Raw genomic sequence first — 24,072 nt, 5'->3', positions numbered from 1 at the left:
CCTTCCTGCGAGGCCGATGCGAAATATCGAACCTCAGTGCACCGGCTTCTTCTCCTTCGCAGCCGCTGCCTTCCCGCCATGCTTGCGATCCGGCTTCGCGCGCGACTCCGGATTCGGCACCACATGCAGCGGCGCGGCCGACACCTCACCGCGCGTCGAGGTGTTCGCCGACGGCGTATTCGCCAACGGCAACGGCTGGTTCGGCGACACGAACTGCACGAACACTTCGCCGTCCTTGACCATGCCCATTTCGTAGCGCGCCCGCTCTTCGACCGCGGCCGTGCCATTCTGCAGGTCCTGCACTTCGCCCTGGATGCGCTCGTTGCGCAGCTTCGCGTCGGCATTCTTCTGCAGTTGCTGCGCGAGTTGTCCCTGCAACTCATGCACGCGCAGCCAGCCGCCGTGCCCCCACCAGAGCGGGTACTGGATCAACGCCAGCAGAACGATCAGGACAGCAGTGACAAGCCGCATGAAGTAAGCACAATAAATACGCGCCGCCCTGCGCTATACGCAGGGCGGCGAGGTCAATCAGAAACGAAGGATAACCGGCTCATCGATCGGCGTGAACAATCTGGCGAAGACCGCTTAGCGCAGATTGTAGAAGGCCGACTTGCCCGGGTAGCTCGCGATATCGCCGAGATCTTCCTCGATACGCAGCAGCTGGTTGTACTTCGAGATGCGGTCGGAACGCGACAGCGAACCTGTCTTGATCTGGCCGGCGTTCAGACCGACGGCGATGTCCGCGATCGTCGAGTCTTCAGTTTCGCCCGAACGGTGCGAAATCACCGCCGTGTAGCCCGCGCGCTTGGCCATTTCGATCGCCGCGAAGGTTTCCGTCAGCGTGCCGATCTGGTTGATCTTGATCAGGATCGAGTTCGCGATGCCCTTCTCGATGCCTTCCTTCAGGATGCGCGTGTTCGTCACGAACAGGTCGTCGCCGACCAGCTGGACCTTGTTGCCGAGCTTGTCGGTCAGCGTCTTCCAGCCTTCCCAGTCGCCCTCGTGCATGCCGTCTTCGATCGACACGATCGGGAACTTGTCGGCGAGGTTCGCGAGGTAGTCCGCGAATTCCGTCGACGACAGCTGCAGGCCTTCGCCCGCGAGCTGGTACTTGCCGTCGTGGTAGAACTCGCTGGCCGCGCAGTCGAGCGCGAGCAGCACGTCTTCACCGGCGCGGTAGCCTGCTTTCTCGATGGCTTGCAAAATAGTGGACAGGCATTCCTCGTTGCTGCCGAAGTTCGGTGCGAAGCCGCCTTCGTCGCCGACTGCCGTGCTCATGCCGCGGTCCGACAGGATCTTCTTCAGCGCGTGGAACACTTCGGCGCCGCAGCGCAGTGCTTCGCGGAAGCTCGGCTGGCTGACCGGCACGATCATGAATTCCTGGATGTCCAGGCTGTTGTTCGCATGCGCGCCGCCGTTGACGATGTTCATCATCGGCACCGGCAGTTGCATGGCGCCCGAGCCGCCGAAGTAGCGGTACAGCGGCAGACCGGCCTCCTCAGCCGCGGCCTTCGCGACGGCCATCGACACGGCCAGCATCGCGTTCGCGCCGAGGCGCGACTTGTTGTCGGTGCCGTCGAGCTCGAGCAGCGTCTTGTCGAGGAACGCCTGCTCGGAAGCGTCGAGACCCATGATCGCTTCGGAGATTTCCGTGTTGATGTGCTCGACGGCCTTCAGTACACCCTTGCCGCCGTAGCGGCCGGCTTCGCCGTCGCGCAGTTCGATCGCTTCGCGCGAGCCGGTCGACGCGCCCGACGGCACGGCCGCGCGCCCCATCGTGCCCGACTCGAGCAGCACGTCGCATTCGACGGTGGGGTTGCCTCGCGAATCGAGAATCTCTCGACCGATGATGTCTACGATAGCACTCATGGTTTCCTCAAAGGATGACGTTGAATTCTTTACTGTGGCCTTGCATTGCGCACCTGCCGGTCTCCCCGACAGACAGCTCGCGCGCCGATACGTTCGACGAACATTATGCGAAAGCGCCGCGGGTCGATTATCGAGGGCAATCGTGACACGCGGCGCATACCTGAATCAGTTGAAATCGCTTTCGAGGAACGGCCCGCGCTTGACGGCCCGGTCGAGCGTGACGAGCGTCTCGAGCAGGTCGGCCATGCGATTGAGCGGCACCGCGTTCGGCCCGTCCGACTTCGCTTGCGCCGGATTCGGGTGCGTTTCCATGAACAGACCGGCGACGCCGACCGCGACCGCGGCGCGCGCGAGCACCGGCACGAATTCGCGCTGGCCGCCCGAGCTCGTGCCCTGACCGCCCGGCAACTGCACCGAATGCGTCGCGTCGAACACGACCGGCGCGTTGGTCTCGCGCATGATCGCGAGCGAACGCATGTCCGACACGAGGTTGTTATAGCCGAACGACACACCGCGCTCGCACGCCATGAAGCGGTCTTCGGACAGACCCGCTTCACGCGCGGCGTCGCGCGCCTTGTCGATCACGTTCTTCATGTCGTGCGGCGCGAGAAATTGGCCCTTCTTGATGTTGACCGGCTTGCCCGAGCGCGCGCACGCGTGGATGAAGTCGGTCTGACGGCACAGGAACGCGGGCGTTTGCAGCACGTCGACGACCGACGCCACCTGCTCGATCTCGTGTTCGGCGTGCACGTCGGTCAGCACCGGCAGACCGAGCTGGCGCTTCACTTCCGACAGGATGCGCAGACCTTCGTCCATGCCCAGACCGCGAAACGACTTGCCGCTGCTGCGATTGGCCTTGTCGTACGACGATTTGTAGATGAACGGAATGTTCAGCTTCGCGCAGATTTCCTTCAGGCGGCCGGCCGTGTCGATCGTCATCTGTTCGGATTCGACGACACAGGTACCGGCGATCAGGAAAAACGGCTTGTCGAGCCCGACGTCGAAATCGCCCAGTTTCATGCTTTCTCCTCGACCCTCGACTGCTGATGCGCGAGCGCCGCTTCGACGAACGACTTGAACAGCGGATGACCGTCACGCGGCGTAGACGTGAATTCAGGGTGGAACTGGACGCCGACGAACCACGGGTGCATGCTGCGCGGCAGCTCCATCATTTCCGGCAAATCCTCGCTCGGGGTACGGGCGCTAATGATGAGGCCACCGCCTTCGAGCTGGGGCACGAAACGGTTATTCACCTCATAACGGTGACGATGGCGTTCGTTCACGTCGGTGCCGTAGATCTCTTCGGCGAGCGTGCCGGGCTTGATCGGGCAGCGTTGCGAGCCGAGGCGCATCGTGCCGCCGAGATCCGACTCTTCGGTACGCTTCTCGACGCGGCCTTCGCGGTCGTACCACTCGGTGATCAGCGCGACCACGCGGTTCTTCGTTTCCTGATCGAATTCGGTGCTGTTCGCGTCCTTCAGGCCGACGACGTCGCGGGCGAATTCGATCACGGCGAGCTGCATGCCGAGGCAGATGCCGAGATACGGCACGTTCGCTTCGCGCGCATAACGGATCGCGGCGATCTTGCCTTCGGTGCCGCGACGGCCGAAGCCGCCCGGCACGAGCACCGCGTCGAGATGCTTGAGGCTCCCGACGCCTTGCGTTTCGATCTCTTCGGAGTCGATGTACTCGATGTTCACGCGCGTCGACGTATGCATCGACGCATGACGCAGCGCTTCGATCAGCGACTTGTACGACTCGGTCAGATCGACGTACTTGCCGACCATGCCGATCGTCACTTCGTGCTTCGGGTTCTGCAGCTTCTCGACGAGGTCCGACCACATGGACAGGTCCGCCGCCTTCGGCGTGAGCTTGAGCTCTTCGCAGATGATCGCGTCGAGACCCTGGTCGTGCAGCATCTGCGGAATCTTGTAGATGCTGTCCGCGTCCCACACGGAAATCACCGCGTCTTCGGGCACGTTCGAGAACAGCGAGATCTTCGCGCGCTCGTCGTCCGGAATGCGGCGGTCGGCACGGCACAGCAGCACGTGCGGCAAGATACCGATTTCGCGCAGCTTCTGCACGCTGTGCTGGGTGGGCTTGGTTTTGAGTTCGCCGGCCGTGGCGACCCAGGGCACCAGCGTCAGGTGCACGAAGCACGCGCTGTTGCGGCCGAGGCGCAGGCTCATCTGGCGCGCGGCTTCGAGGAACGGCAGCGATTCGATGTCACCCACCGTGCCACCCACTTCGACGATCGCGACATCCGGCTCGCCGCACGTCGCAGACGCTGCGCCGCGCTCGACGAATGCCTGGATTTCGTTCGTGATGTGCGGGATGACCTGCACGGTCTTGCCGAGATAATCGCCGCGGCGTTCCTTGCGGATTACCGACTCGTAAATCTGGCCCGTGGTGAAGTTGTTGGCCTTGCGCATCTTCGTGCTGATGAAGCGCTCGTAGTGGCCGAGGTCGAGGTCGGTTTCCGCTCCGTCTTCCGTCACGAACACTTCGCCGTGCTGAAACGGGCTCATCGTGCCGGGGTCGACGTTGATGTAGGGATCGAGTTTGAGGAGGGTGACTTTAAGACCGCGCGATTCGAGGATCGCGGCGAGGGAAGCGGCGGCAATACCCTTGCCGAGGGAAGATACTACGCCGCCGGTGACGAAAACATATTTGGTCATCGCTGGATGCTCGCGGGAAAAACGGATTATACCGTAAAGGATGGTCCCGACCCAGCAAAAAACGGCCGACCCACGCGTGCCGAGGCCGCCTCGCGTGGCAGCCGGCGCAGCGGTTTGGGGCCCGCTTCGTGCGCGCAGCACGTCAGGCGGTTCGCTCCAGCTCACGCAGCATGCGTTGCACCGCGCGCGCGGTTTCGATCGGCTTTTCCATCGGATACAGATGGCTGCCCTCGATCCACTCGACATGGCCGCCGGTCGCGCGTCGCGTCGCGTCGAGCCCGGCCTGGCGGATTTCCTTCGAGCGTGTCCCGGCGATGAACCCGACCGGCACCGGCGCGCCGCGCGCGAGCCGCGCGCCGAGCGTATGCGGCAGCGTCCGGTAGATCTGGTATTCGATGCGACGATCGAACGCGAGCACCCGGGTGCCGTCGGGCGAACTCTGCGGAATGCCGAAGTCGATGTAGTCGGACAGCATGCGCTCGTCCCAGCGCGCGAACGCGGGCTTCGAATGGAAGTGCCGCCATGCTTCGTCACGGCTCGTCCATTGCGTGCGCCGCTTGCGCGTCGCGGCGGCGGGCGACAGCCGCTCGTCGAGCCCGGTCCATTGCGACACGCGCAGCATGCTGCTGCGCCAGCCGGCGATCACCGGCGAGTCGAGCATCACGACGCCCCTCACCCACTGCGGCTTTTTCAGCGCCGCCATCAGCGACAGATAACCACCGAGCGAATGCCCGACGAGCCACACCGGCTGCTCGTACTTGCGGGCGATGTCGTCAAGCAGTTGCTCGACCAGATGGGGCCAGTCCTGCGTGACCGGAAAGCGCGGATCATGGCCGATCCGCTCGATCGAGCGCACGTCGTAGTCGTCGGAGAGCTCGGCGAAGATCGTCCGGTAAGTCGAGGCCGGAAAGCCGTTCGCATGCGAGAAATGGATGATGTTTTTCAACTGCGGCGATCTCCGTTGTGTTTTTTACGCGTGGGCGGGTGCTTTGCCCGTGCCGCTGCTTATACCGCTGCTTGCGCCTGTTGTCTGCGCTGTTGCGCTCATCGGGCCGCGACGCGCTCAGGGCTCCATCCAGTAGCGGCGCTGCGTGTCCCGATAGCGCTCGAGCGTGAGCGCGGCGCCCTCCTCACCGCGCGCGCCCGGATCGACGTCGACCCTCACGGCGCCATCGCGATCGCTGCGCCCGAGTTCGATATGACGCGCCGCGTAGCGCGCGAACACGCCCGCATTCGGATGATGGAAGCGATTCTCGTAGCCTACCTGAAATAACGCGATGGACGGATTGATAGAGTCGAGGAACGGCTCGGTCGACGACGTTTTGCTGCCATGATGCGGCACCATCAACACTTGCGCGCGCAGCATAGCGGGATCGCGCGCGAGCAGCGCGCGTTCGGCCGGCGCTTCGATGTCGGCGGTCAGCAGGGCCGTGAAACGCGGCGCGTTCGCACCGACGAACGCCGCCGCCTGGCTTGCGTTGGTGGGCGGCAACGTGCTGACCCTCAACACGCAGCAATGCTCGTTCGCCTTGCCCGTGAGTGCCCCGACGTCAGGCCACAGGACGGCGAACTCAACACCATCCCACTGCCAGCGCTGCCCCGCCACGCACGGCAGCGTCTGCGTGCCACGCTGGTTTGCCTTCGGCCACAGCGGATTGTCCGGCGCCAGAGCAGCCACCAGCTGACGCACCTCGATCGCCTCGAAAACGGCAGAGGCGCCGCCCGCATGATCCGAATCGGCGTGACTGATCATCAGCGTATCGAGCGTCGTCACGCCTTGCGCCCGCAGGAACGGCACCACCACGCGCTCGCCAGCGTGGCTCGATTCCGGACCGGGACCCGCATCGAACAGCAAGGCGTGATGCGCGGTCTGCACGAGCACCGACGAGCCCTGCCCGACATCGAGCGCAGTCAGACGGAACGCGCCTGATGGCTCGGCGAGTGCGCCGCTTGCGCTGGGCATCAGCAGCGGCAGCCACGACAGCGGCGCCGCCCAGCGCAGGGGCCAGCCGCGCGGCGCGAGACACCACAGCACACCGAGCGCCGCCGCGGCCAGCGCCCACGCATTCGGCTGCGGCAGCCACCACAGCGTCCAGCGCGGTCCCGACGCCAGTTGCAGGCCGGCCGCGAGACCATCGAGCAGCGTGTGCGCGGCGCGCCACGCGAACGCGTCGAGCGGCGCGGGCAATGCGACGCCCGCGAGCACCGTCGGCGTGACGAGCAGGCTCACCCAGGGAATCGCGAACGCGTTCGCGAGCGGACCGGCGAGCGGAATTTGCGCGAACCAGTAGGCGGTCAGCGGCGCCAGCGCGACCGTCACCGCGACCTGCGCGTGAGCGGCGCTGCGCAACCGTTCGGCGAGCGCGCGCAGACGCCGGATCGATACGGGACGCGCCGCGCTGCCCTCCTCGTCTTCATGATGACGGGACGCCAGTGGAACCCGCACGCGCGGCCGCCCCGACATCGCCAACAGGATCGCGCCGACTGCGCAAAACGACAGCCAGAATCCGGCCGACACGACCGCCCAAGGATCGACCAGCAGCACGAGCCCGAGCGCCCACGCGAGCACCGTGGAGCGCGCTAGCTGCCGGCCGCCGACGAACGCCAGCGCGACGAGCGCGGCCATCCACAGCGCGCGTTGCGCTGGCACGTTGAAGCCCGCGAGCGCGGCATGCAGTGCGGCGAACATCGCACCCGCCGTCACGCCGACGAGCTGCGCGGGCAAGCGCAGCGGCCAGTTGCGGCCGAGCCACCCCGAACGTCGCCAGATTGCCACCGCGAGCCAGCCGGTCAGCCCCGCGACCAAGCCGAGATGCAAGCCCGAAATCGCCACCAGATGACTCGTGCCGGTGCCGCGCATCAATTGCCAGTCGGCGGGGCTCACTTCGTCCTGCGCGCCGATCGCGAGCGCGACGACGATGCCGCGATGCGGCGCATCGGCAAGCACCGTGTCGATACGCGCACGCAATCCGGCGCGCCAGCGGTCGACCAGCACGGCGAGCCCGCGCGCGTGACCGGTCAGGCGCCGCGCATGGTCCGGCACGCTCACGTAGCCGGTCGCGCGGACGTTGCGCGCGAGCAGACTCGCCTCTGCATCGCGCACGCCGAAATTCGCGTTGCCGTGCGGGCGCTTCAGGCGCACGGTCAGACGCCAGCGTTCGCCCGGTTCGAGCCGCGGCGCCGCGGCGTTGCGCGCGATCCAGGCTAGCTGGATCACGCGCGGGAAAGCGGCGAGCCGCGCACCGTTCGTATCGACGTCGAACAGGAAGCGCGCGCCTTTGTCGTCACGCGTCGGCAATCCCTTGATCGTGCCGACCACCTCGATATCGCGCCCTTCCCACTCGTGCGGCAGGCTCACCGCGAGCCGCGTTTGCGCGCGCACGGCCGCGTAGCCGAAGCCGACGCAGATCGCCGCGCACCACACCGCGCTCCAACCGGCCACCCGCCGCATGCGAGCGTCGCGCCATACGCGGCTAGCGAGCTGGTGCGAGAAGCCCCGCTCGTATTCGCGCTGGAGCGCCGCACCGGCCGCATCTGCCGCACCTGCCGCACCTGCCGCACCTGCCGCACCTGCCGCACCTGTAACACCCGCCGCCGCAGCCGCTCCGCCGCCACGCAAACCCCACACCGCAACGCCGGCCGCCGTGCAGCCGAGCAGTATCAACGCGCACCATGCGCCTGTATCCGGCAACACCGCCTGTCGCTGCAGCCAGACCACCCCCAACGCAAATCCACACCAGACCGCCCTCATCCGCCCTCCGTACCCGCTGGCGCCGGGCCTCGTCACTGCGCCAGCGAACGGGCAGCAGCGAGCCCGCCGGGCGTGGGGATCGCCCGACGCGAACCCTTTCGATCAACGGAATCGATTATGCAGAGGAAAGCGCGAGTCGCGGCAGCGCGGCGAGCGCGTTAGCCGTTGTGCCAAGGGCGGCTGCGTCGGAAGTGACACCGCGCAGTCGCGCGAGGCTCGCGCCGATCGCCGGAATCTGCTCGGGTGAATTGCGCTGCCTGTACATCCACGACGGCGCGATATCGGGCGCGTCGGTCTCGACGACCAGCGCATCGAACGGCAGTTGTTCCGCGAGTCGCCGGATCTGCCGGGCGCGCTCGAACGTGAGGTTGCCGCCGAACCCAAGATGCATGCCCTGATCGATGTACGCCTGCGCCTGCTGGAAACTGCCATTGAACGCGTGCGCGATGCCACGATGAATCTGATGCCGGCGCAGCCCTTTGATCACCTGATCCTGCGATTTGCGCACATGGCAGATGACCGGCAAATCGAATTCGCGCGCGAGCTGCAACTGGCCGTTGTAGAAAAACTGCTGGCGCGCATCGTCGAGGCCGTCGACGAAATAGTCGAGCCCGATCTCGCCGATGCCGACGAAGCGCGGATCGTCGAGACTCGCCTCGATCTCCATGCGCAACAGGTCGAGGTCGGCATCGACGGCGTGCGGCGTGAGGAGCGGATGAATGCCGAGCGCGTACGCGCCGCCGTCGACGCGATGCGCGAGCTCGCGCACCGCCGCGAAGTTCTGCCGCCCGATCGCCGGAATCACGATGCGCGACACCCCCGCATGGCGCGCGGACGCCGCAACCGCATCACGGTCGGCGTCGAACTCCGAAGCGTCGAGATGGCAGTGCGTATCGATCCACATGGGTTATCTCGCTGGCAAGAGGACGGACCGTGCCGGCCCGCACTCAGACCGGCACCGGCGGCTCTTCGTGCAGCACGCCGTCGCGCAACCGCATGATGCGATCACAGCGGCCCGCCAGCTCCGGGTCGTGCGTGACGATCACGAAGCTCGTCTCGAGCGTGCGCGACAGTTCGAGCATCAGATTGAAGACCGTGTCGGCGGTGCCGCCGTCAAGGTTACCGGTCGGCTCGTCGGCGAGCACGCAGGCGGGCTTCGTGACGAGCGCACGCGCGATCGCGACACGCTGACGCTCGCCGCCCGACAGCTCGCCCGGCCGATGCTTCGCGCGATGCCCCATGCCGACGCGCTCCAGCACCGCCATGGCCTCGCGGCGCGCGACTTCGGTCGTCTCGCGACGAATCCGCAGCGGCATCGCGACGTTATCGAGGGCGGAAAACTCCGGCAGCAGATGGTGAAACTGATACACGAAACCGAGCGCGCGATTGCGCAGGACGTTGCGCTCGCGCTCGGAGAGTTTCGTGAACGGCTTGCCGAGCACCGACACGTGGCCCGCGCTCGGATCGTCGAGACCGCCGAGCACGTGCAGCAGCGTGCTCTTGCCGGAGCCCGACGCGCCGACGATCGCGAGCTTCTCGCCGCGCCGCACGGCGAGTTGCGCATTGTTGAGCACCTGCACGTTCAGCCCGCCCTGCACGAACGCTTTGGAAATGCCGGTGGCTTCGAGCACGAACGGATGCGACGCGGAGTCCTGAGCGGTCATGGATGAATCGGTTGAGGGATGGACGAGGCGGTCATTCATAGCGCAGCGCCTCCGCCGGACGGACCTTCGCGCCGCGCCAGCTCGGATAGAGCGTCGCGAGCGCCGACAGCACGAACGCGATGATGCCGATGCGCGCGACGTCCGCCGGAACCAGCTCGGACGGCAGCTCGCTGATGAAGTACACCGACGGCGGCAGGAATTGCACGCCGAGCAGATGCTCGATCATCGGCACGAGCCACGGAATGCTCCACGCGATCAGACAGCCGAGCACGACGCCGGTCGCCGTGCCGATGAAGCCGATCGTCACGCCCTGCACGACGAAGATCTTCATGATCGAGCCGGGCTGCGCGCCGAGCGTGCGCAGGATCGCGATGTCGGCCTGCTTGTTGGTCACCGTCATCACCAGCGACGACACCAGATTGAACGCGGCCACCGCAATGATCAGCGTCAGGATGATGAACATCATGCGCTTCTCGATCTGCACCGCCGAGAACCAGGTCTTGTTCTGCTGGGTCCAGTCGCGAATGTACAGATCGCCCGACAGCGTGCGCGCGAGCTGATGCGCGACTTCCGGCGCGCGCTGCATGTCGGTGAGGCGCAGCCGCACGCCGGTTGGTGCGGGCAGCCGGAACAGCGCCTGTGCGTCCTTGATGTTGATCAGCGCGAGCGTGCTGTCGTATTCGTAATGGCCCGACTCGAAAATGCCGACCACCGTGAACTGCTTCAGGCGCGGCAGCATGCCGGCCGGCGTGATCGTGCCTTCGGGCGCGACGAGCGTGATCTTGTCGTTCAGCTGCACGCCGAGATTGGCCGCCAGATCGGCGCCGAGCACGATGCCGAAGCCGCCGGGCACGAGGTCGGCCAGCTTGCCGCCTTTCATTTCCTTGCCGATGTCGGACACTTCAGGCTCGAGCGTCGGCTCGATGCCACGCAACGCGACGCCGCTCACCGCGTCCTGGCGCGTCAGCAGCGCCTGGGCCTCGACGTAGGGCGCCGCGCCGATCACCTCCTTGTTCTGGCGCGCCTCCTTCGCGGTCAGTTGCCAGTCGGGCATCGAACCGGTCGGCGAAAAGATCTCGACGTGCGCGAGCACCGACAGCATGCGGTCGCGTACCTCTTTCTGAAAGCCGTTCATCACCGACAACACGACGATCAGCGCCGCGACGCCAAGCGCGATGCCCGACATCGACACCAGCGCGATGAACGAAATGAAGCCGTTACCGGTCGTGCGTTTGCCGGCGCGTGTATAGCGCCAGCCAATCTGCCATTCGTAGGGAAATTTCAAGCGAATCCTTTTGTGCGTTCTTCGACTGTATGTCGGGATCGGCGGACCTCGACGTCCGCCGTGCGGCCCGAACGTCGTGATCGTTGGGCTCGCGGCGGCGCGGATCGTTCCTCGCGCGCCCGGCCGCTGTGCGGCTCTGCCGGCGCATAGAGGCGCGGCGCCGCGGTGCGCCACCCTGCCGGGTCCAGCGATCAAGCGCGAAGTTTGCCACACAATGCCGGCGGCTCGCGCAAAGGACGTGCCTCGGCCGCGCCATCGACGAACCGGCCGCGCTTCGTCGAAATACTCGCACCGTTTGCCCTACAATGCGCAACATCATGCCTGCCGACCGCCTCCATCTTCTGCTGCCCTTCGCGCTGCCTGCCGCGGCCGACGCCTCCACCGCGCTTCACGACATCCAGTGCCCCGCTCTCGACAGGCTGATCGCGCGCGCGACGCTGATCGAACGCGTGATCGGCGAGGATTTTCAGCGCACGCTGCCGCACGAGCGCTGGGTCGCGCGACAATTCGGCGCGCTGCCCGACGGCGCCTCGGCCGCCGCCGACGAAGCCCCGCTCGCGCCCTACATGCTGCGCGCCGACGGCGGCGAACCCGGCAACGCGACGTGGGCCTGCGTGCAGCCGGTACACGTGCACATCGCGCACGACCACCTGGTGCTGATCGACCCGGCGTCGCTCAATCTGTCGGACGACGAAGCGAGCACGCTGCTCGCGCTTGCGCGTCCGCTGATCGAGGAACTCGGCGTGCGCATCGAGGCGCCCAAGCCAATCCGCTGGTATCTGTCGAGCGACGCTTTCGGCTCGCTCGCGGGCGCGTCGCCGTTGCGCGCGAGCGGCCGCAACATCGAGATCTGGTTGCCGCACGAAGCGCATTCCGGCGAACGCTCTCGCGCGTGGATGAAGCTGCAGAACGAAGTGCAGATGGCGTGGTTCGAGCATCCGGTCAACGAAGCGCGGGAGGCGCGCGGGCTGCCGGCCGTCAACTCGATCTGGTTTCACGCGCAAGGCGCCGCGCGGAGCGTGCGCAGTCCGTTCGCGCAGGTGCTGTCCGATACCGCCGCAACGCGCGGTCTCGCGCTCAGCGCGGGGGTCGCGACAGGCGCGCCGCCGGCGTCGTATCGCGAACTGGCCGCGGCGCTGCGCGGCACCACCAACGGCAGCGGCGCAACGCTCGTCGAACTCGACCCCTTCTCCGCGCCCTACATCGAACAGGACTGGGCGCGCTGGAACCAGGCATTCGCCGCGCTGCAGACCGACTGGTTCGCGCCCGCGCTCGCGGCTCTCCAGTCGGGCGAACTCGCCGAGCTCGGCCTCACGCTGTGCGGCGACACCGGCTCGGTGACGCTGACGGTCACGCGCGGCGATCTGCGCAAATTCTGGCGGCGGCGCGTGCTGGCCTCGCTTTTCATCGAATGATCCACGGCCCTTCCGCATGACCCGAATCGTTACGCGCCCCTGCTCCCCCGTCGACGCCGAAGTGCTGACCCGCTGCGGCCTGCATCCGGTGCTCGCGCGCCTGTACGCATCGCGCGGCGTATGCCTGCCCGAGGACGTCGAAACCGGCCTCGCGCGGCTCGTGCCGCCAGCCGAACTGAAGGGCTGCGACGCGGCCGCCGCGCTGCTCGCCGACGCGCTCCAGCAGCAGCGCCGCATGCTGGTCGTCGCCGACTACGACTGCGACGGCGCGACCGCCTGCGCGGTCGCGGTGCGCGGGCTGCGCATGTTCGGCGCGCGCATCGACTACCTGGTGCCGAACCGCATGGAGCACGGCTACGGGCTCACGCCGGACATCGTCGAGCTGGCGGCGCGTGGCGCGGCCGGCAAGCCCGATCTGCTGATCACCGTCGACAACGGCATCGCGAGCGTCGACGGCGTCGCGGCGGCCAACGCCCTTGGCATCGACGTGCTCGTCACCGACCACCACCTGCCCGGCGACGAACTGCCCGCCGCGCGCGCAATCGTCAATCCGAACCAGCCGGGCTGCACGTTCCCGAGCAAGTGCCTCGCCGGCGTCGGCGTGATGTTCTACGTGCTGCTCGCGCTACGCGCCGAGCTGCGCCGCCGTGGGGCATTCGGCGACGCGCTGCCCGAGCCGCGCCTCGACGGCCTGCTCGATCTGGTCGCACTCGGCACCGTCGCCGATGTCGTCAAACTCGACGGCAACAACCGCGTGCTGGTCGCGCAAGGTCTGCAGCGCATCCGCCGCGGCCGCATGCAGCCGGGCATCGCCGCGCTGTTTCGGGCCGCCGCGCGCGATGCGCGCAACGCGTCCGGCTTCGACCTCGGCTTCGCGCTGGGACCGCGCCTGAACGCGGCGGGACGGCTGTCGGACATGTCGCTCGGCATCGAATGCCTGACCACCGACGACGTCGGCCGCGCATGGGAACTCGCGCAGCAGCTCGACACGATGAACCGCGAGCGCCGTGAAATCGAGGCGGGCATGCAGCAGCAGGCGCTGGACGACCTGTCGACGGTCGATCCCGACGGCGCGACCACGATCACGTTGTTCAATCCGGGCTGGCATCAGGGCGTGATCGGCATCGTCGCGGGACGGCTGAAAGAGAAGTTCCACCGCCCGTCGTTCACGTTCGCGCCGGCCGACGATACCGGCATGCTCGTCAAGGGCTCGGGCCGCTCGATCGCGGGCTTCCACCTGCGCGACGCGCTCGATCTGATCTCGAAGCGCGAGCCGGACCTGATCGTCAAATTCGGCGGCCACGCGATGGCCGCGGGCCTGACGATCGCCGCCGCCGACGTGCCGCGCTTCACCGCCGCGTTCGAGGCGGTCGGCCGCGAATGGCTGTCCGCGCAGGCGCTCGCGCGCACGATCGAAACCGACGGCGAGCTCGAAGACGCGTACTTCACGCCGCAATTCGTCGAAATGCTCGACGCGGCCGTCTGGGGCCAGGGTTTTCCGGCGCCGGTGTTCTCCGGCGAATTCGCGGTCGCCTCGCAGGCGTTGGTGAAGGACAAGCACCTGAAGCTGCAACTGCTGCGCGGCCGCCAGCGCTTCAACGCGATCTGGTTCAATCACACCGACACGCTGCCCGCGCGCACCACCGTCGCCTACCGGCTCGCGAGCGATACATGGAACGGCGTGTCGCGCGTGCAACTGATCGTCGAGCACGCGGTGAGCTGAAATCTTCCGCAAAATCAATCGCGAACACGCGCTGGATCGCCCGCGAGGCTCCGGCGCGGCGTGGCGATCGGCTATAATTTCTGCTTTTTACGCAGAATAGAAGATCGACATGGAAGCGGAACGTCTCAACGCGATCGAAGCCTCTCTGGCCGACCTGCGCAAGCGCGCGGACGACCTACGGGGGTATCTTTGACTACGACGACAAAGCACTGCGTCTAATCGAAGTCAACCGGGAACTCGAAGACCCGGACGTCTGGAACGACTCGAAGCACGCCCGGGCACTCGGTAAGGAAAAGAAGCTGCTCGACGACACGGTCGGCAAGCTCACGTCGATCACGAACGACGTGCGCGACGCGCAGGACCTGTTCGAGATGGCACGCGAAGAAGCCGACGACGACACGCTGCTCGCCTGCGAGGGTGACGCCCAGGCCATCGAGGCACGCGTCGCCGACATGGAATTCCGCCGGATGTTCGCGAACCCGGCCGATCCCAACAACGCCTTTCTCGACATCCAGGCCGGCGCCGGCGGCACCGAGGCGTGCGACTGGGCGTCGATGCTGCTGCGCCAGTATCTGCGTTATTGCGAGCGCAAGGGCTTCAAGACCGAAGTGCTCGAGCAGACCGAAGGCGACGTCGCCGGCATCAAGAACGCGACGATCAAGATCGAAGGCGAATACGCGTACGGCTTCCTGCGTACCGAAACCGGCGTGCACCGGCTCGTGCGCAAGTCGCCGTTCGACTCGTCGGGCGGTCGTCACACGTCGTTCTCGTCGGTGTTCGTGTACCCGGAAATCGACGACTCGATCGAAGTCGACATCAACCCGGCCGACCTGCGCATCGACACGTACCGTGCTTCGGGCGCGGGCGGTCAGCACATCAACAAGACCGACTCCGCGGTGCGTATCACGCACATGCCGTCGGGCATCGTCGTGCAGTGCCAGAACGACCGCTCGCAGCACCGCAACCGCGCCGAAGCCATGGCGATGCTGAAATCGCGCCTGTACGAAGCGGAAATCCGCAAGCGTCAGGTCGAGCAGGACAAGCTGGAAGCCGGCAAGACCGATGTGGGTTGGGGCCATCAGATCCGTTCGTACGTGCTCGACAACAGCCGCATCAAGGATCTGCGCACCAACGTCGAAATCAGCAATACGAAGAGCGTGCTCGACGGTGACCTCGATCCGTTCATCAGCGCGAGCCTGAAACAGGGCGTCTAGGCGCGCACGGCGCGGCCCCGTTCACCGATCGGGACCGCGCCTTCTTCGTTGCTGCTTTTGCGTTGCTTTTGCGTTGCTTCCACGCTATTTGTTCGCCGTTTTTCCAGTACCGCCTGAGGTTTTTACACTGACTGGCTTCCCGCCAGCGGAGCACTCCGCGGCGGGCCACCGAATACCAAATCATCATGACTGAACCGATCCAGCCGACTGTCGTGCCCGAAGCGGACGACAACAAGATCATCGCCGAGCGCCGCGAAAAGCTGCGCGAACTGCGTGAGCGAGGCGTCGCCTATCCGAACGATTTCCGTCCCACGCACCACGCTGAAGATCTGCAGGCGCAGTACGAGCACACCGACAAGGAAGCACTCGAAGCGAATCCGCTCGAAGTCGCGATCGCTGGCCGCATGATGCTGAAACGCGTGATGGGCAAGGCAAGTTTCGCGACCGTGCGCGACGGCTCGGGTCAGATCCAGTTCTTCATCACACCGGCCGACGTCGGTCAGGAGACCTACGACGGGTTCAAGAAGTGGGACATGGGCGACATCGTCGCCGCGCGCGGCGTGCTGTTCCGCACCAACAAGGGCGAGTTGTCGGTGCGCTGCACCGAGCTGCGTCTGCTGTCGAAGTCGCTGCGTCCGCTGCCGGACAAGTTCCACGGTCTCGCCGACCAGGAAATGAAGTACCGCCAGCGCTATGTCGATCTGATCGTCACGCCGGAAACGCGCCGCACGTTCGTCGCGCGCACGAAGGCGATTTCGTCGATCCGCAAGTACATGGCCGACGCGAACTTCATGGAAGTCGAAACACCGATGCTGCACCCGATTCCGGGCGGCGCGGCGGCCAAGCCGTTCTCGACGCACCACAATGCGCTCGACATGCAGATGTTCCTGCGCATCGCGCCGGAGCTGTACCTGAAGCGGCTGGTGGTGGGCGGCTTCGAGCGCGTGTTCGAGATCAATCGTAATTTCCGCAACGAGGGCGTATCCGTGCGCCACAACCCGGAATTCACGATGATCGAGTTCTACGCGGCCTACACCGATTACAAGTGGCTGATGGACTTCACCGAGCAGCTGATTCGCCAGGCGGCGATCGATGCGCTCGGCACGGCCACCATCACTTATCAGGGCCGCGAGCTCGATCTGTCGAAGCCGTTCCATCGGCTCACGATCACGCAGGCGATCCAGAAATACGCGCCGCAATACACGAACGAGCAGCTCGCCGACGGCACGTTCCTGCGCGCCGAGCTGAAGAAGTTCGGCGTCGATGCGTCGCAGCCGCAGTTCCTCAATGCGGGCGTCGGCTCGCTGCAACTGGCGCTGTTCGAAGAGACCGCCGAGTCGCAACTGTGGGAGCCGACTTACATCATCGACTACCCGATCGAGGTGTCGCCGCTCGCGCGTGCGTCGGACAAGGTGGCAGGCATCACCGAGCGTTTCGAGCTGTTCATCACCGGCCGCGAAATCGCCAACGGCTTCTCGGAGCTGAACGATCCGGAAGATCAGGCCGCGCGCTTCAGGAAGCAGGTCGACCAGAAAGACGCCGGCGACGAGGAAGCGATGTTCTACGACGCCGACTACATCCGCGCGCTCGAGTACGGCATGCCGCCGGCGGGCGGCTGCGGTATCGGCATCGATCGTCTGGTCATGATGCTGACCGATAGCCCGAGCATCCGCGACGTGATTCTGTTCCCGCATCTGCGTCGCGAAGACTGAGCGACGCTGGGCGCGAGCGCTCGTTGTGCTTCGCGCGCAATGCGATGGTTTGACGAGCGCCCGGTTGATGCCGGACGTTTTCTTATGCGCGCGTTTTCGCTTTGCGGGACCGTTTTCTGCTTCTCAACGTTTGTAACCAGCGGTAAAAGCTGCTCGTTCGCGCGCAAGTCGCCGCGGCCTCGATGGTCTTAGAAGTTTGTTGACACCAAAGCGCACCGCGTGAAGGGCGCCTACCCACGCCCGAGGGCGCCACCTGAGCGGTTACAAATAGAAACGCCGCCCGGATCGAATTGCCCGACACTCAGTCTCACAAGAAGTCGGCTCTGTCAGAAACGGAGGCCCTACATGGACACCCCTACTCATCAACCCACGCAGCCACGTCGTCTTCATCCATTGATCGCGGTGGCCGCCGGCGCGGTGCTCGTCGCGAGTCTCGTCGCTACCGCGGCGATCACCGGCGTGTTCCCGAAGGCGTCGGGCAACGGCGCACAGAACGATCGGACGCAGGCCGCGCAGGTCAGCACGCAAGCGCCGGGCGTCGTCGATTCGGCCGCGCCGGTCAAGCCATCTGCGCAACAGCGGCAGGATCAGGCTCAGCAAGCGGTGCCGGCCGCCCCTGCCGCCGCTCCGACCCAGCAGCAATACGCGCAGCAACAGCAGGCACAGGCCGCGCCGCAGTATGCGCAGCAGCCGGCGCCGCATGCCGCTTATTGCTGGACTTGCGGCACCGTCGTCGCGATCTCGGCGGTTCGGCATGAAGGACATGGCACCGGCATTGGCGCGGTCGGCGGTGCGGTGGCCGGGGGGGTCGTCGGTAATCAATTCGGCGCCGGCGGCGGGCGTACCGCGATGACGCTGCTCGGCGCGCTAGGCGGCGGGTTCGCCGGCAACTCGGTCGAAAAACATCTGCGCAGCACGACGTCTTATTCGGTGCGCGTGCACATGGAAGACGGCAAGACGCGCTACTTCACCTATAGCGAGGCGCCGCCGTTGCGCGACGGCGAGCGCGTGCGCGTTCAGAACGGCGGCCTCGTCGCCGACTGAGCTGAGCTCGGCGCCCAACGTTCGTCGACGCGCCATGAAAAAAGGCGATTCCATCGGAATCGCCTTTTCTTTGGAGTTCAATGCACCCGTTCGAACACGCGTTCAATAATCCGCGTCTTCGATCCATGCCGCCTGAATCGCTTCGAGAATCTTTTCGCTCGAACGGTTCGGATCGTCGTCGAAGCCTTCGAGCTCGGTCACCCAGCGGTGCAGGTCGGTGAAACGCACCTGCTGTGGATCGACGTCCTGATGCTTGTCCGTCAGAGCCATCGCGATGTCTTGCGTATCGGTCCACTTCATGGCGGCACCCTCCTGTTAGTGATTTTCCTTCGCGTGATTGATCGAGTAACGCGGAATTTCGACGACCAGATCCTGCTCGTCCGGCATGACCGCCTGACACGACAGGCGCGAAGCCGGTTCCAACCCCCATGCCTTGTCCAACAGATCGTCCTCGTCTTCCTCGGATGGCGTCAAGGCGGCGAAACCCTCACGCACGATTACGTGGCAGGTCGTGCACGCGCACGACTTCTCGCACGCATGCTCGATTTCGATACCGTTATCGAGCAGGTTGTCGCAGATGCTCTTGCCGGGAACGGCGTCGATCACCGCGCCTTCCGGGCACAGTTCGACGTGAGGCAGCACAACGATTTGAGGCATACAGTTTCCGTTTGGGTCTGAGGCACGGCGGCTGCCAGCAATGCCGCGTGCAGGCTCCGTGCCATTTTACTGGCGCCGCGCGGACTTTTTAAGTCCGCGCGGGCGCGATCGGTGGTTCGTGGGGGGCGCAGTTCGTGCGTGGCCTGAGCGCGCGTCGCGTGCACGTTGCTGCCGCTACGCTCACCCGTTCAGATCTCGTCGAGCTTGCGGCCCGACAGCGCGCGGCGAATTCCCTTGTTCATGCGGCGCGCGGCGAATTCGTCGGTGCCTTCGGCGAGCGCCTTCGTCGCGGCTTCGATCGCGCCGACGTCTTCGCCTGGCGCGACGTTGCGCAGCGCGGCGAGCAACGCGTCGAGTTCTGCGCGTTCGCTGTCGTCGAGCAACTCGGCGTCGGCGGCGAGCGCCGCGTCGGTCGCTTCGACGAGACGCTGCGCTTCGACCTGCGCCTCACGCAGAGCGCGCGCCCGCATGTCGATTTCAGCGGTCGAAAAGCTGTCTTCGAGCATGCGCGCGATGTCGTCGTCGGCGAGGCCATACGAAGGCTTCACGACGACCGATGCCTCCACGCCCGACGCCAGCTCGCGCGCAAACACCGACAGCAGGCCGTCGGCGTCGACCTGATAGGTCACGCGAATGCGCGCGGCGCCGGCGGCCATCGGCGGAATGCCGCGCAGCTCGAAGCGCGCGAGCGAACGGCAATCGCTGACGAGCTCGCGCTCGCCTTGGACGACGTGAATCGCCATCGCGGTCTGGCCGTCCTTGAAGGTCGTGAAATCCTGCGCACGCGCGACTGGAATCGTCGAGTTGCGCGGAATGATCTTTTCGGTGAGGCCACCCATCGTCTCGACGCCGAGCGACAGCGGAATCACGTCGAGCAGTAGCCATTCGTCGCCTTCCGCCCCGCGGTTGCCGGCGAGCAGATCGGCCTGGATCGCGGCGCCGAGTGCGACGACCTGATCCGGATCGAGATTGACGAGCGGCGGCTGGCCGAAGAACGCCTCGACCGCGCGGCGGATCACCGGCATGCGCGTCGCGCCGCCGACCAGCACGACGCCTTTGATTTCCTTCGTGGTGACCTTCGCGTCGCGCAGCGCCTTTTTCGTCGGGCCCAGCGTGCGTTGCACCAGCGCGGCCGTGATGGTCTCGAAAGTGGCTTCGTCGATCGTCAGATCGAGCGCGGTGCCGTTGGCAAGCGTGAGCTCGAGGGTGGTTTGCGACGCGCTCGACAGCGCCTCCTTGGCCTCGCGCACGCTATCGAGCAGCAGGCGCACGTCGTGCGGCGCGAGCGTCTTTGACTCGATGCCGGCCTGTTCGAGCACATAGCGATATAGCGCATGGTCGAAGTCGTCGCCGCCGAGCGCGGAATCGCCGCCCGCCGCGAGCACTTCGAAAACGCCCTTGGTGAGTTTCAGGATCGACAGGTCGAAGGTGCCGCCGCCGAGGTCGTAGACCGCGTACAAACCTTCGGCTCCGTTGTCGAGACCGTAGGCGATCGCCGCAGCGGTCGGTTCGTTGAGCAAACGCAGCACGTTCAGCCCCGCGAGGCGCGCGGCGTCCTTGGTCGCCTGGCGCTGCGCTTCGTCGAAGTAAGCGGGCACCGTGATTACCGCGCCGACGAGCTCGTCGCCGAGCGTGTCTTCGGCGCGCTGGCGCAGCGTCGCGAGAATTTCAGCCGACACCTCGACCGGGCTCTTCACGCCGTCGACAGTGCGGATCTGCACCATGCCGGGCGCATCGACGAAGTCGTACGGCGCGTTTTCGGCGCCCTCCACCTCGGCCTTGCCGCGGCCCATGAAGCGCTTGACCGACACGATCGTATTGCGCGGGTCGGTCGCGGCTTCGGCCTTCGCCCGGCGGCCGATGCGACGGCCGCCCTGCTCCAGGTAACGCACCACCGACGGCAGCAGCACGTGCCCGTCTTCGTCGGGCAGCACATCGGGCACGCCGCTGCGCACAGCGGCGACGAGGGAGTTGGTGGTGCCGAGATCGATACCGACCGCCAGACGCCGCTGGTGAGGCGCCGGCGCCATGCCGGGTTCGGAGATTTGCAGTAAGGCCATCTGGATCTTCTCGGGGACGTTGTGCCCCGTCCTGAATGTTCGCGTTGCTGGGGTGATGCCGCGGCTCGCGGCCGCTCTGGTTTTTTGTTTGTCGCTTAGTACGTCGCTGCCTACTGTTGCTTGCCCGCGCCGCGCTTTTGCGCGCGTCGCGCGAAAGCGCGCTAGCCTTCGAGCCGCTCGATCTGGGCATCGATTTCCGACGCGACGCGCTCGATGAACATCAGCTGCCGCACCGCCTCGCCCGCCGCCTGATTCGCGCCGTGATCGAGCGATGTGCCGAGCTTGTCGAAGCGCCGACGCTCCTCGTCGCGCAACTCGATGAGCAGCGCGTCGAGCGCGTCGACGTTCTTCGCCGCGGCCGCGTCCTCGATGTTCTCGCGCCACTCCATCTGCTGCATCAGGAACGCGGGCTCCATCGCCGTGTTGTTCTCCGCGCCGACGTTGATGCCGCGCAACGACAGCAGATAGGTCGCGCGCTTGAGCGGATCGCGCAGCGTCTGATAGGCCTCGTTCGCGCGCGTCGCCCACTGCATCGCGATACGCTTTTGCGCATCGCCGGCCGCCGCGAAGCGATCCGGATGCACCTGCGCCTGCACGGTGCGGTACGCGTGATCGAGCGTGCTCGCGTCGAGCGCGAATTGCGCCGGCAGACCAAACAGATCGAAGTGGCTGTCGTTCAGCGAGGCCATCGGATTAAAGTCCGTTGATGAAAACTGGTATGGAGAAGTCGGGCCTTGTCAGGCGTGACCGGTTCAGTGGAGCGCGGATCAAACTAAAAAGGCGGCCCGCGCCGCCTTTTATCCGCCGCACGCGGAAGGTAACGAATCTAGACGCGGAACGACTCGCCGCAGCCGCATTCGTCTTTCACGTTCGGGTTGTTGAACCTGAAGCCTTCGTTCAGCCCTTCGCGCGCGAAGTCGAGCTCGGTGCCGTCGATATACGCGAGACTCTTCGGGTCGACGACGACCTTCACGCCGCCCGTCTCGAACACCTGATCTTCAGGCGCGACTTCGTCCACGTACTCGAGCTTGTAGGCGAGGCCCGAGCAACCGGTGGTGCGCACGCCGACGCGCAACCCGATGCCCTTACCGCGGCGGGTCAGATACTTCTGGACGTGCTGTGCTGCCTTTTCGGTCAACGTAATTGCCATAACGTTTCTCAGTTGCCAGAGCGCGCGGCGCGCGTGTCCGCGCTGCGCTCACCGGTTACTCCGTTCTTACCCAGTTGCTCAGGCGGCCTTGCCGTCTTCGGCAAGCGCTGCTTCGCCGTGGCGCTGCTTGTAGTCGGCGACCGCTGCCTTGATCGCGTCTTCCGCGAGGATCGAGCAATGGATCTTCACCGGCGGCAGTGCCAGTTCTTCGGCGATCTGCGTGTTCTTGATCGACATCGCCTGGTCGAGCGTCTTGCCCTTCACCCATTCGGTGACGAGCGAGCTCGATGCGATGGCCGAGCCGCAGCCGTAGGTCTTGAACTTCGCGTCTTCGATGATGCCGTCCGCGCCGACGCGGATCTGCAGCTTCATCACGTCGCCGCAGGCCGGCGCGCCGACCATGCCGGTACCGACCGTGTCGTCGTCCTTCGCGAAGGAACCGACGTTGCGCGGGTTTTCGTAGTGGTCGAGGACCTTGTCGCTATAAGCCATGATTACACTCCTTGATTCGTTTCAACCTGCAATGCGATGAACGTTCGACGTCCGCTTCGTCCAGCCGGCGCGTCAGTGCGCGGCCCACTGGATGGTCGACAGATCGATCCCGTCCTTGTGCATTTCCCACAGCGGCGACAGATCGCGCAGCTTGGAAATCTTCGACTTCAGCAGGTTGATCACGTAGTCGATTTCCTGCTCGGTCGTGAAGCGTCCCACCGTGAAGCGGATCGAGCTGTGCGCGAGTTCGTCGTTGCGGCCAAGCGCGCGCAGCACGTACGACGGCTCCAGCGACGCCGATGTGCACGCCGAGCCCGACGACACCGCGACATCCTTCACCGCCATGATCAGCGATTCGCCTTCGACGAAATTGAAGCTGATGTTCAGGTTGTGCGGCACACGCTTTTCCATGTCGCCGTTCACATACACTTCCTCGATTTGCGACAGGCCTTTCAGCAGCCGGTCACGCAGCATGCGGATGCGCTCGTTTTCGGTCGCCATCTCTTCACGCGCGATACGGAACGCTTCACCCATGCCGACGATCTGGTGCGTGGCGAGCGTGCCCGAACGCATGCCGCGCTCGTGACCGCCGCCGTGCATCTGCGCCTCGATACGGATACGCGGCTTGCGACGCACGTAAAGCGCGCCGATGCCCTTCGGGCCGTAGGTCTTGTGCGCCGAGAACGACATCAGGTCGACCTTCAGCTTCTGCAGATCAATCTGGATCTTGCCGGTGGCCTGCGCCGCGTCGACGTGGAAAATGATGCCCTTCTCGCGCGTGATCTCGCCAATCGCCTCGATGTCCTGGATGACGCCGATCTCGTTGTTGACCGACATCACCGACACCAGAATCGTGTCCGGGCGCAGCGCCGCCTTGAACGCGTCGAGGTCGATCAGACCGTCGTCCTTGACATCCAGATAGGTGACTTCGAAGCCTTCGCGCTCGAGCTCGCGGGTGGTGTCCAGCACCGCCTTGTGCTCGGTCTTCACCGTGATGATGTGCTTGCCCTTGCTCTTGTAGAAGTGCGCGGCACCTTTCAGAGCGAGGTTGTCCGACTCCGTCGCACCCGAGGTCCAGATGATTTCGCGTGGATCGGCGTTCACGAGCGCGGCCACCTGCTCGCGCGCTTCCTCGACTGCGCGCTCGGCGGTCCAGCCATAAGCGTGACTACGCGACGCGGGATTGCCGAACTGCTCGCGCAGATACGGGATCATCTTGTCCACCACACGCGGATCGATCGGCGTCGTGGCGCTGTAGTCCATGTAGATGGGCAGATGGAGAGAGTCGTTATTCATCAATTGCTCCGGGGACGTCATGTGCTCTGGCTTCTGGGTTCGATATGGGGCTGCGGCGAGGG

At 65.6% G+C, this 24,072-nt stretch carries 21 protein-coding genes; 5 read left to right on the top strand and 16 right to left on the bottom strand.

The genetic code is table 11. The annotated features are described in order from the left end of the window. Window positions 1-33: 33 nt before the first annotated feature. The 9 genes from ftsB to OKW39_RS19910 form a co-directional block, all read right to left on the bottom strand. On the bottom strand, window positions 34-471 hold the full coding sequence (gene ftsB, locus OKW39_RS19950) for a cell division protein FtsB (protein WP_090800763.1): 438 nt from the start codon (window positions 469-471) through the stop codon (window positions 34-36). Between the two features lie 114 nt (window positions 472-585). Continuing rightward, window positions 586-1,869, bottom strand: coding sequence for a phosphopyruvate hydratase (gene eno, locus OKW39_RS19945; RefSeq protein ID WP_018417543.1), 1,284 nt, complete (start codon window positions 1,867-1,869; stop codon window positions 586-588). Window positions 1,870-2,034: 165 nt separating this feature from the next. Further along, the gene (gene kdsA / locus OKW39_RS19940) at window positions 2,035-2,889 is read right to left on the bottom strand and encodes a 3-deoxy-8-phosphooctulonate synthase (RefSeq protein WP_090800765.1); all 855 of its coding nucleotides are present in this window, start codon (window positions 2,887-2,889) and stop codon (window positions 2,035-2,037) included. Continuing rightward, the gene (locus OKW39_RS19935; RefSeq protein WP_184057312.1) at window positions 2,886-4,547 is read right to left on the bottom strand and encodes a CTP synthase; all 1,662 of its coding nucleotides are present in this window, start codon (window positions 4,545-4,547) and stop codon (window positions 2,886-2,888) included. The genes kdsA and OKW39_RS19935 overlap by 4 nt, the downstream gene beginning before the upstream one ends. A gap of 142 nt (window positions 4,548-4,689) precedes the next feature. Beyond that, window positions 4,690-5,493: an alpha/beta fold hydrolase gene (locus OKW39_RS19930; protein ID WP_429563345.1), complete on the bottom strand. Its 804-nt coding sequence runs from the start codon at window positions 5,491-5,493 to the stop codon at window positions 4,690-4,692. A gap of 117 nt (window positions 5,494-5,610) precedes the next feature. Beyond that, entirely contained in the window at window positions 5,611-8,298 is a 2,688-nt protein-coding gene (locus OKW39_RS19925; RefSeq protein ID WP_429563344.1) for a DNA internalization-related competence protein ComEC/Rec2, read from the bottom strand. Between the two features lie 115 nt (window positions 8,299-8,413). Beyond that, window positions 8,414-9,202, bottom strand: a complete 789-nt coding sequence (locus OKW39_RS19920; RefSeq protein WP_184057318.1) for a TatD family hydrolase — start codon at window positions 9,200-9,202, stop codon at window positions 8,414-8,416. 43 nt (window positions 9,203-9,245) lie between these two features. After that, complete coding sequence (lolD, locus tag OKW39_RS19915) at window positions 9,246-9,962, bottom strand: lipoprotein-releasing ABC transporter ATP-binding protein LolD (protein ID WP_409260126.1); 717 nt, start codon at window positions 9,960-9,962, stop codon at window positions 9,246-9,248. A 31-nt stretch (window positions 9,963-9,993) separates the two neighbouring features. Then, entirely contained in the window at window positions 9,994-11,247 is a 1,254-nt protein-coding gene (locus tag OKW39_RS19910) for a lipoprotein-releasing ABC transporter permease subunit (protein WP_184048864.1), read from the bottom strand. Window positions 11,248-11,552: 305 nt separating this feature from the next. On the opposite strand from OKW39_RS19910, the gene OKW39_RS19905 reads away from it, so the two are divergent. The 5 genes from OKW39_RS19905 (at window position 11,553) to OKW39_RS19885 (ending at window position 18,355) form a co-directional block, all read left to right on the top strand. Next, window positions 11,553-12,662 carry a regulator gene (locus OKW39_RS19905; RefSeq protein ID WP_429563343.1) on the top strand — a complete coding sequence of 370 codons (1,110 nt, stop codon included), beginning with the start codon at window positions 11,553-11,555 and terminating at the stop codon, window positions 12,660-12,662. Between the two features lie 16 nt (window positions 12,663-12,678). Beyond that, window positions 12,679-14,385: a single-stranded-DNA-specific exonuclease RecJ gene (gene recJ / locus OKW39_RS19900; protein ID WP_429563342.1), complete on the top strand. Its 1,707-nt coding sequence runs from the start codon at window positions 12,679-12,681 to the stop codon at window positions 14,383-14,385. Between the two features lie 109 nt (window positions 14,386-14,494). Beyond that, window positions 14,495-15,599, top strand: a protein-coding gene (gene prfB / locus OKW39_RS19895) for a peptide chain release factor 2 (protein ID WP_429563341.1) whose coding sequence is annotated in 2 segments (ribosomal slippage) — window positions 14,495-14,575 and window positions 14,577-15,599 — 1,104 coding nt in all. Because the reading frame shifts where the segments join, the coding sequence is not laid out codon by codon here. 185 nt (window positions 15,600-15,784) lie between these two features. Further along, on the top strand, window positions 15,785-17,311 hold the full coding sequence (lysS, locus tag OKW39_RS19890) for a lysine--tRNA ligase (protein ID WP_429334817.1): 1,527 nt from the start codon (window positions 15,785-15,787) through the stop codon (window positions 17,309-17,311). Between the two features lie 345 nt (window positions 17,312-17,656). Further along, window positions 17,657-18,355: a glycine zipper 2TM domain-containing protein gene (locus OKW39_RS19885; RefSeq protein WP_429563340.1), complete on the top strand. Its 699-nt coding sequence runs from the start codon at window positions 17,657-17,659 to the stop codon at window positions 18,353-18,355. A gap of 102 nt (window positions 18,356-18,457) precedes the next feature. On the opposite strand, the gene iscX is transcribed toward OKW39_RS19885, so the two are convergent. From iscX to OKW39_RS19850, 7 genes are all read right to left on the bottom strand, one after another. After that, window positions 18,458-18,655, bottom strand: coding sequence for a Fe-S cluster assembly protein IscX (gene iscX, locus OKW39_RS19880; protein WP_027198111.1), 198 nt, complete (start codon window positions 18,653-18,655; stop codon window positions 18,458-18,460). A gap of 15 nt (window positions 18,656-18,670) precedes the next feature. After that, window positions 18,671-19,012 carry an ISC system 2Fe-2S type ferredoxin gene (fdx, locus tag OKW39_RS19875; protein WP_090800789.1) on the bottom strand — a complete coding sequence of 114 codons (342 nt, stop codon included), beginning with the start codon at window positions 19,010-19,012 and terminating at the stop codon, window positions 18,671-18,673. A gap of 188 nt (window positions 19,013-19,200) precedes the next feature. Beyond that, the gene (hscA, locus tag OKW39_RS19870; protein WP_429563339.1) at window positions 19,201-21,072 is read right to left on the bottom strand and encodes a Fe-S protein assembly chaperone HscA; all 1,872 of its coding nucleotides are present in this window, start codon (window positions 21,070-21,072) and stop codon (window positions 19,201-19,203) included. A 161-nt stretch (window positions 21,073-21,233) separates the two neighbouring features. After that, entirely contained in the window at window positions 21,234-21,761 is a 528-nt protein-coding gene (hscB, locus tag OKW39_RS19865; RefSeq protein WP_429563338.1) for a Fe-S protein assembly co-chaperone HscB, read from the bottom strand. A 137-nt stretch (window positions 21,762-21,898) separates the two neighbouring features. After that, window positions 21,899-22,222 (bottom strand): iron-sulfur cluster assembly protein IscA, encoded by a 324-nt coding sequence (gene iscA / locus OKW39_RS19860; RefSeq protein ID WP_090800794.1) that lies wholly within the window; start codon window positions 22,220-22,222, stop codon window positions 21,899-21,901. A gap of 78 nt (window positions 22,223-22,300) precedes the next feature. Beyond that, window positions 22,301-22,714, bottom strand: coding sequence for a Fe-S cluster assembly scaffold IscU (gene iscU, locus OKW39_RS19855; protein ID WP_090800797.1), 414 nt, complete (start codon window positions 22,712-22,714; stop codon window positions 22,301-22,303). Window positions 22,715-22,786: 72 nt separating this feature from the next. Continuing rightward, window positions 22,787-24,010: an IscS subfamily cysteine desulfurase gene (locus OKW39_RS19850; protein WP_184005994.1), complete on the bottom strand. Its 1,224-nt coding sequence runs from the start codon at window positions 24,008-24,010 to the stop codon at window positions 22,787-22,789. Between the last annotated feature and the right edge of the window lie 62 nt (window positions 24,011-24,072).

This window comes from Paraburkholderia sp. MM6662-R1, from assembly GCF_050436245.1.
In the GTDB taxonomy this organism is placed as follows: Bacteria; Pseudomonadota; Gammaproteobacteria; order Burkholderiales; family Burkholderiaceae; genus Paraburkholderia; species Paraburkholderia tuberum.
The sequence above is the reverse complement of the archived record's forward strand: the minus strand, read 5'-3'. Positions and strand labels throughout refer to the sequence as shown.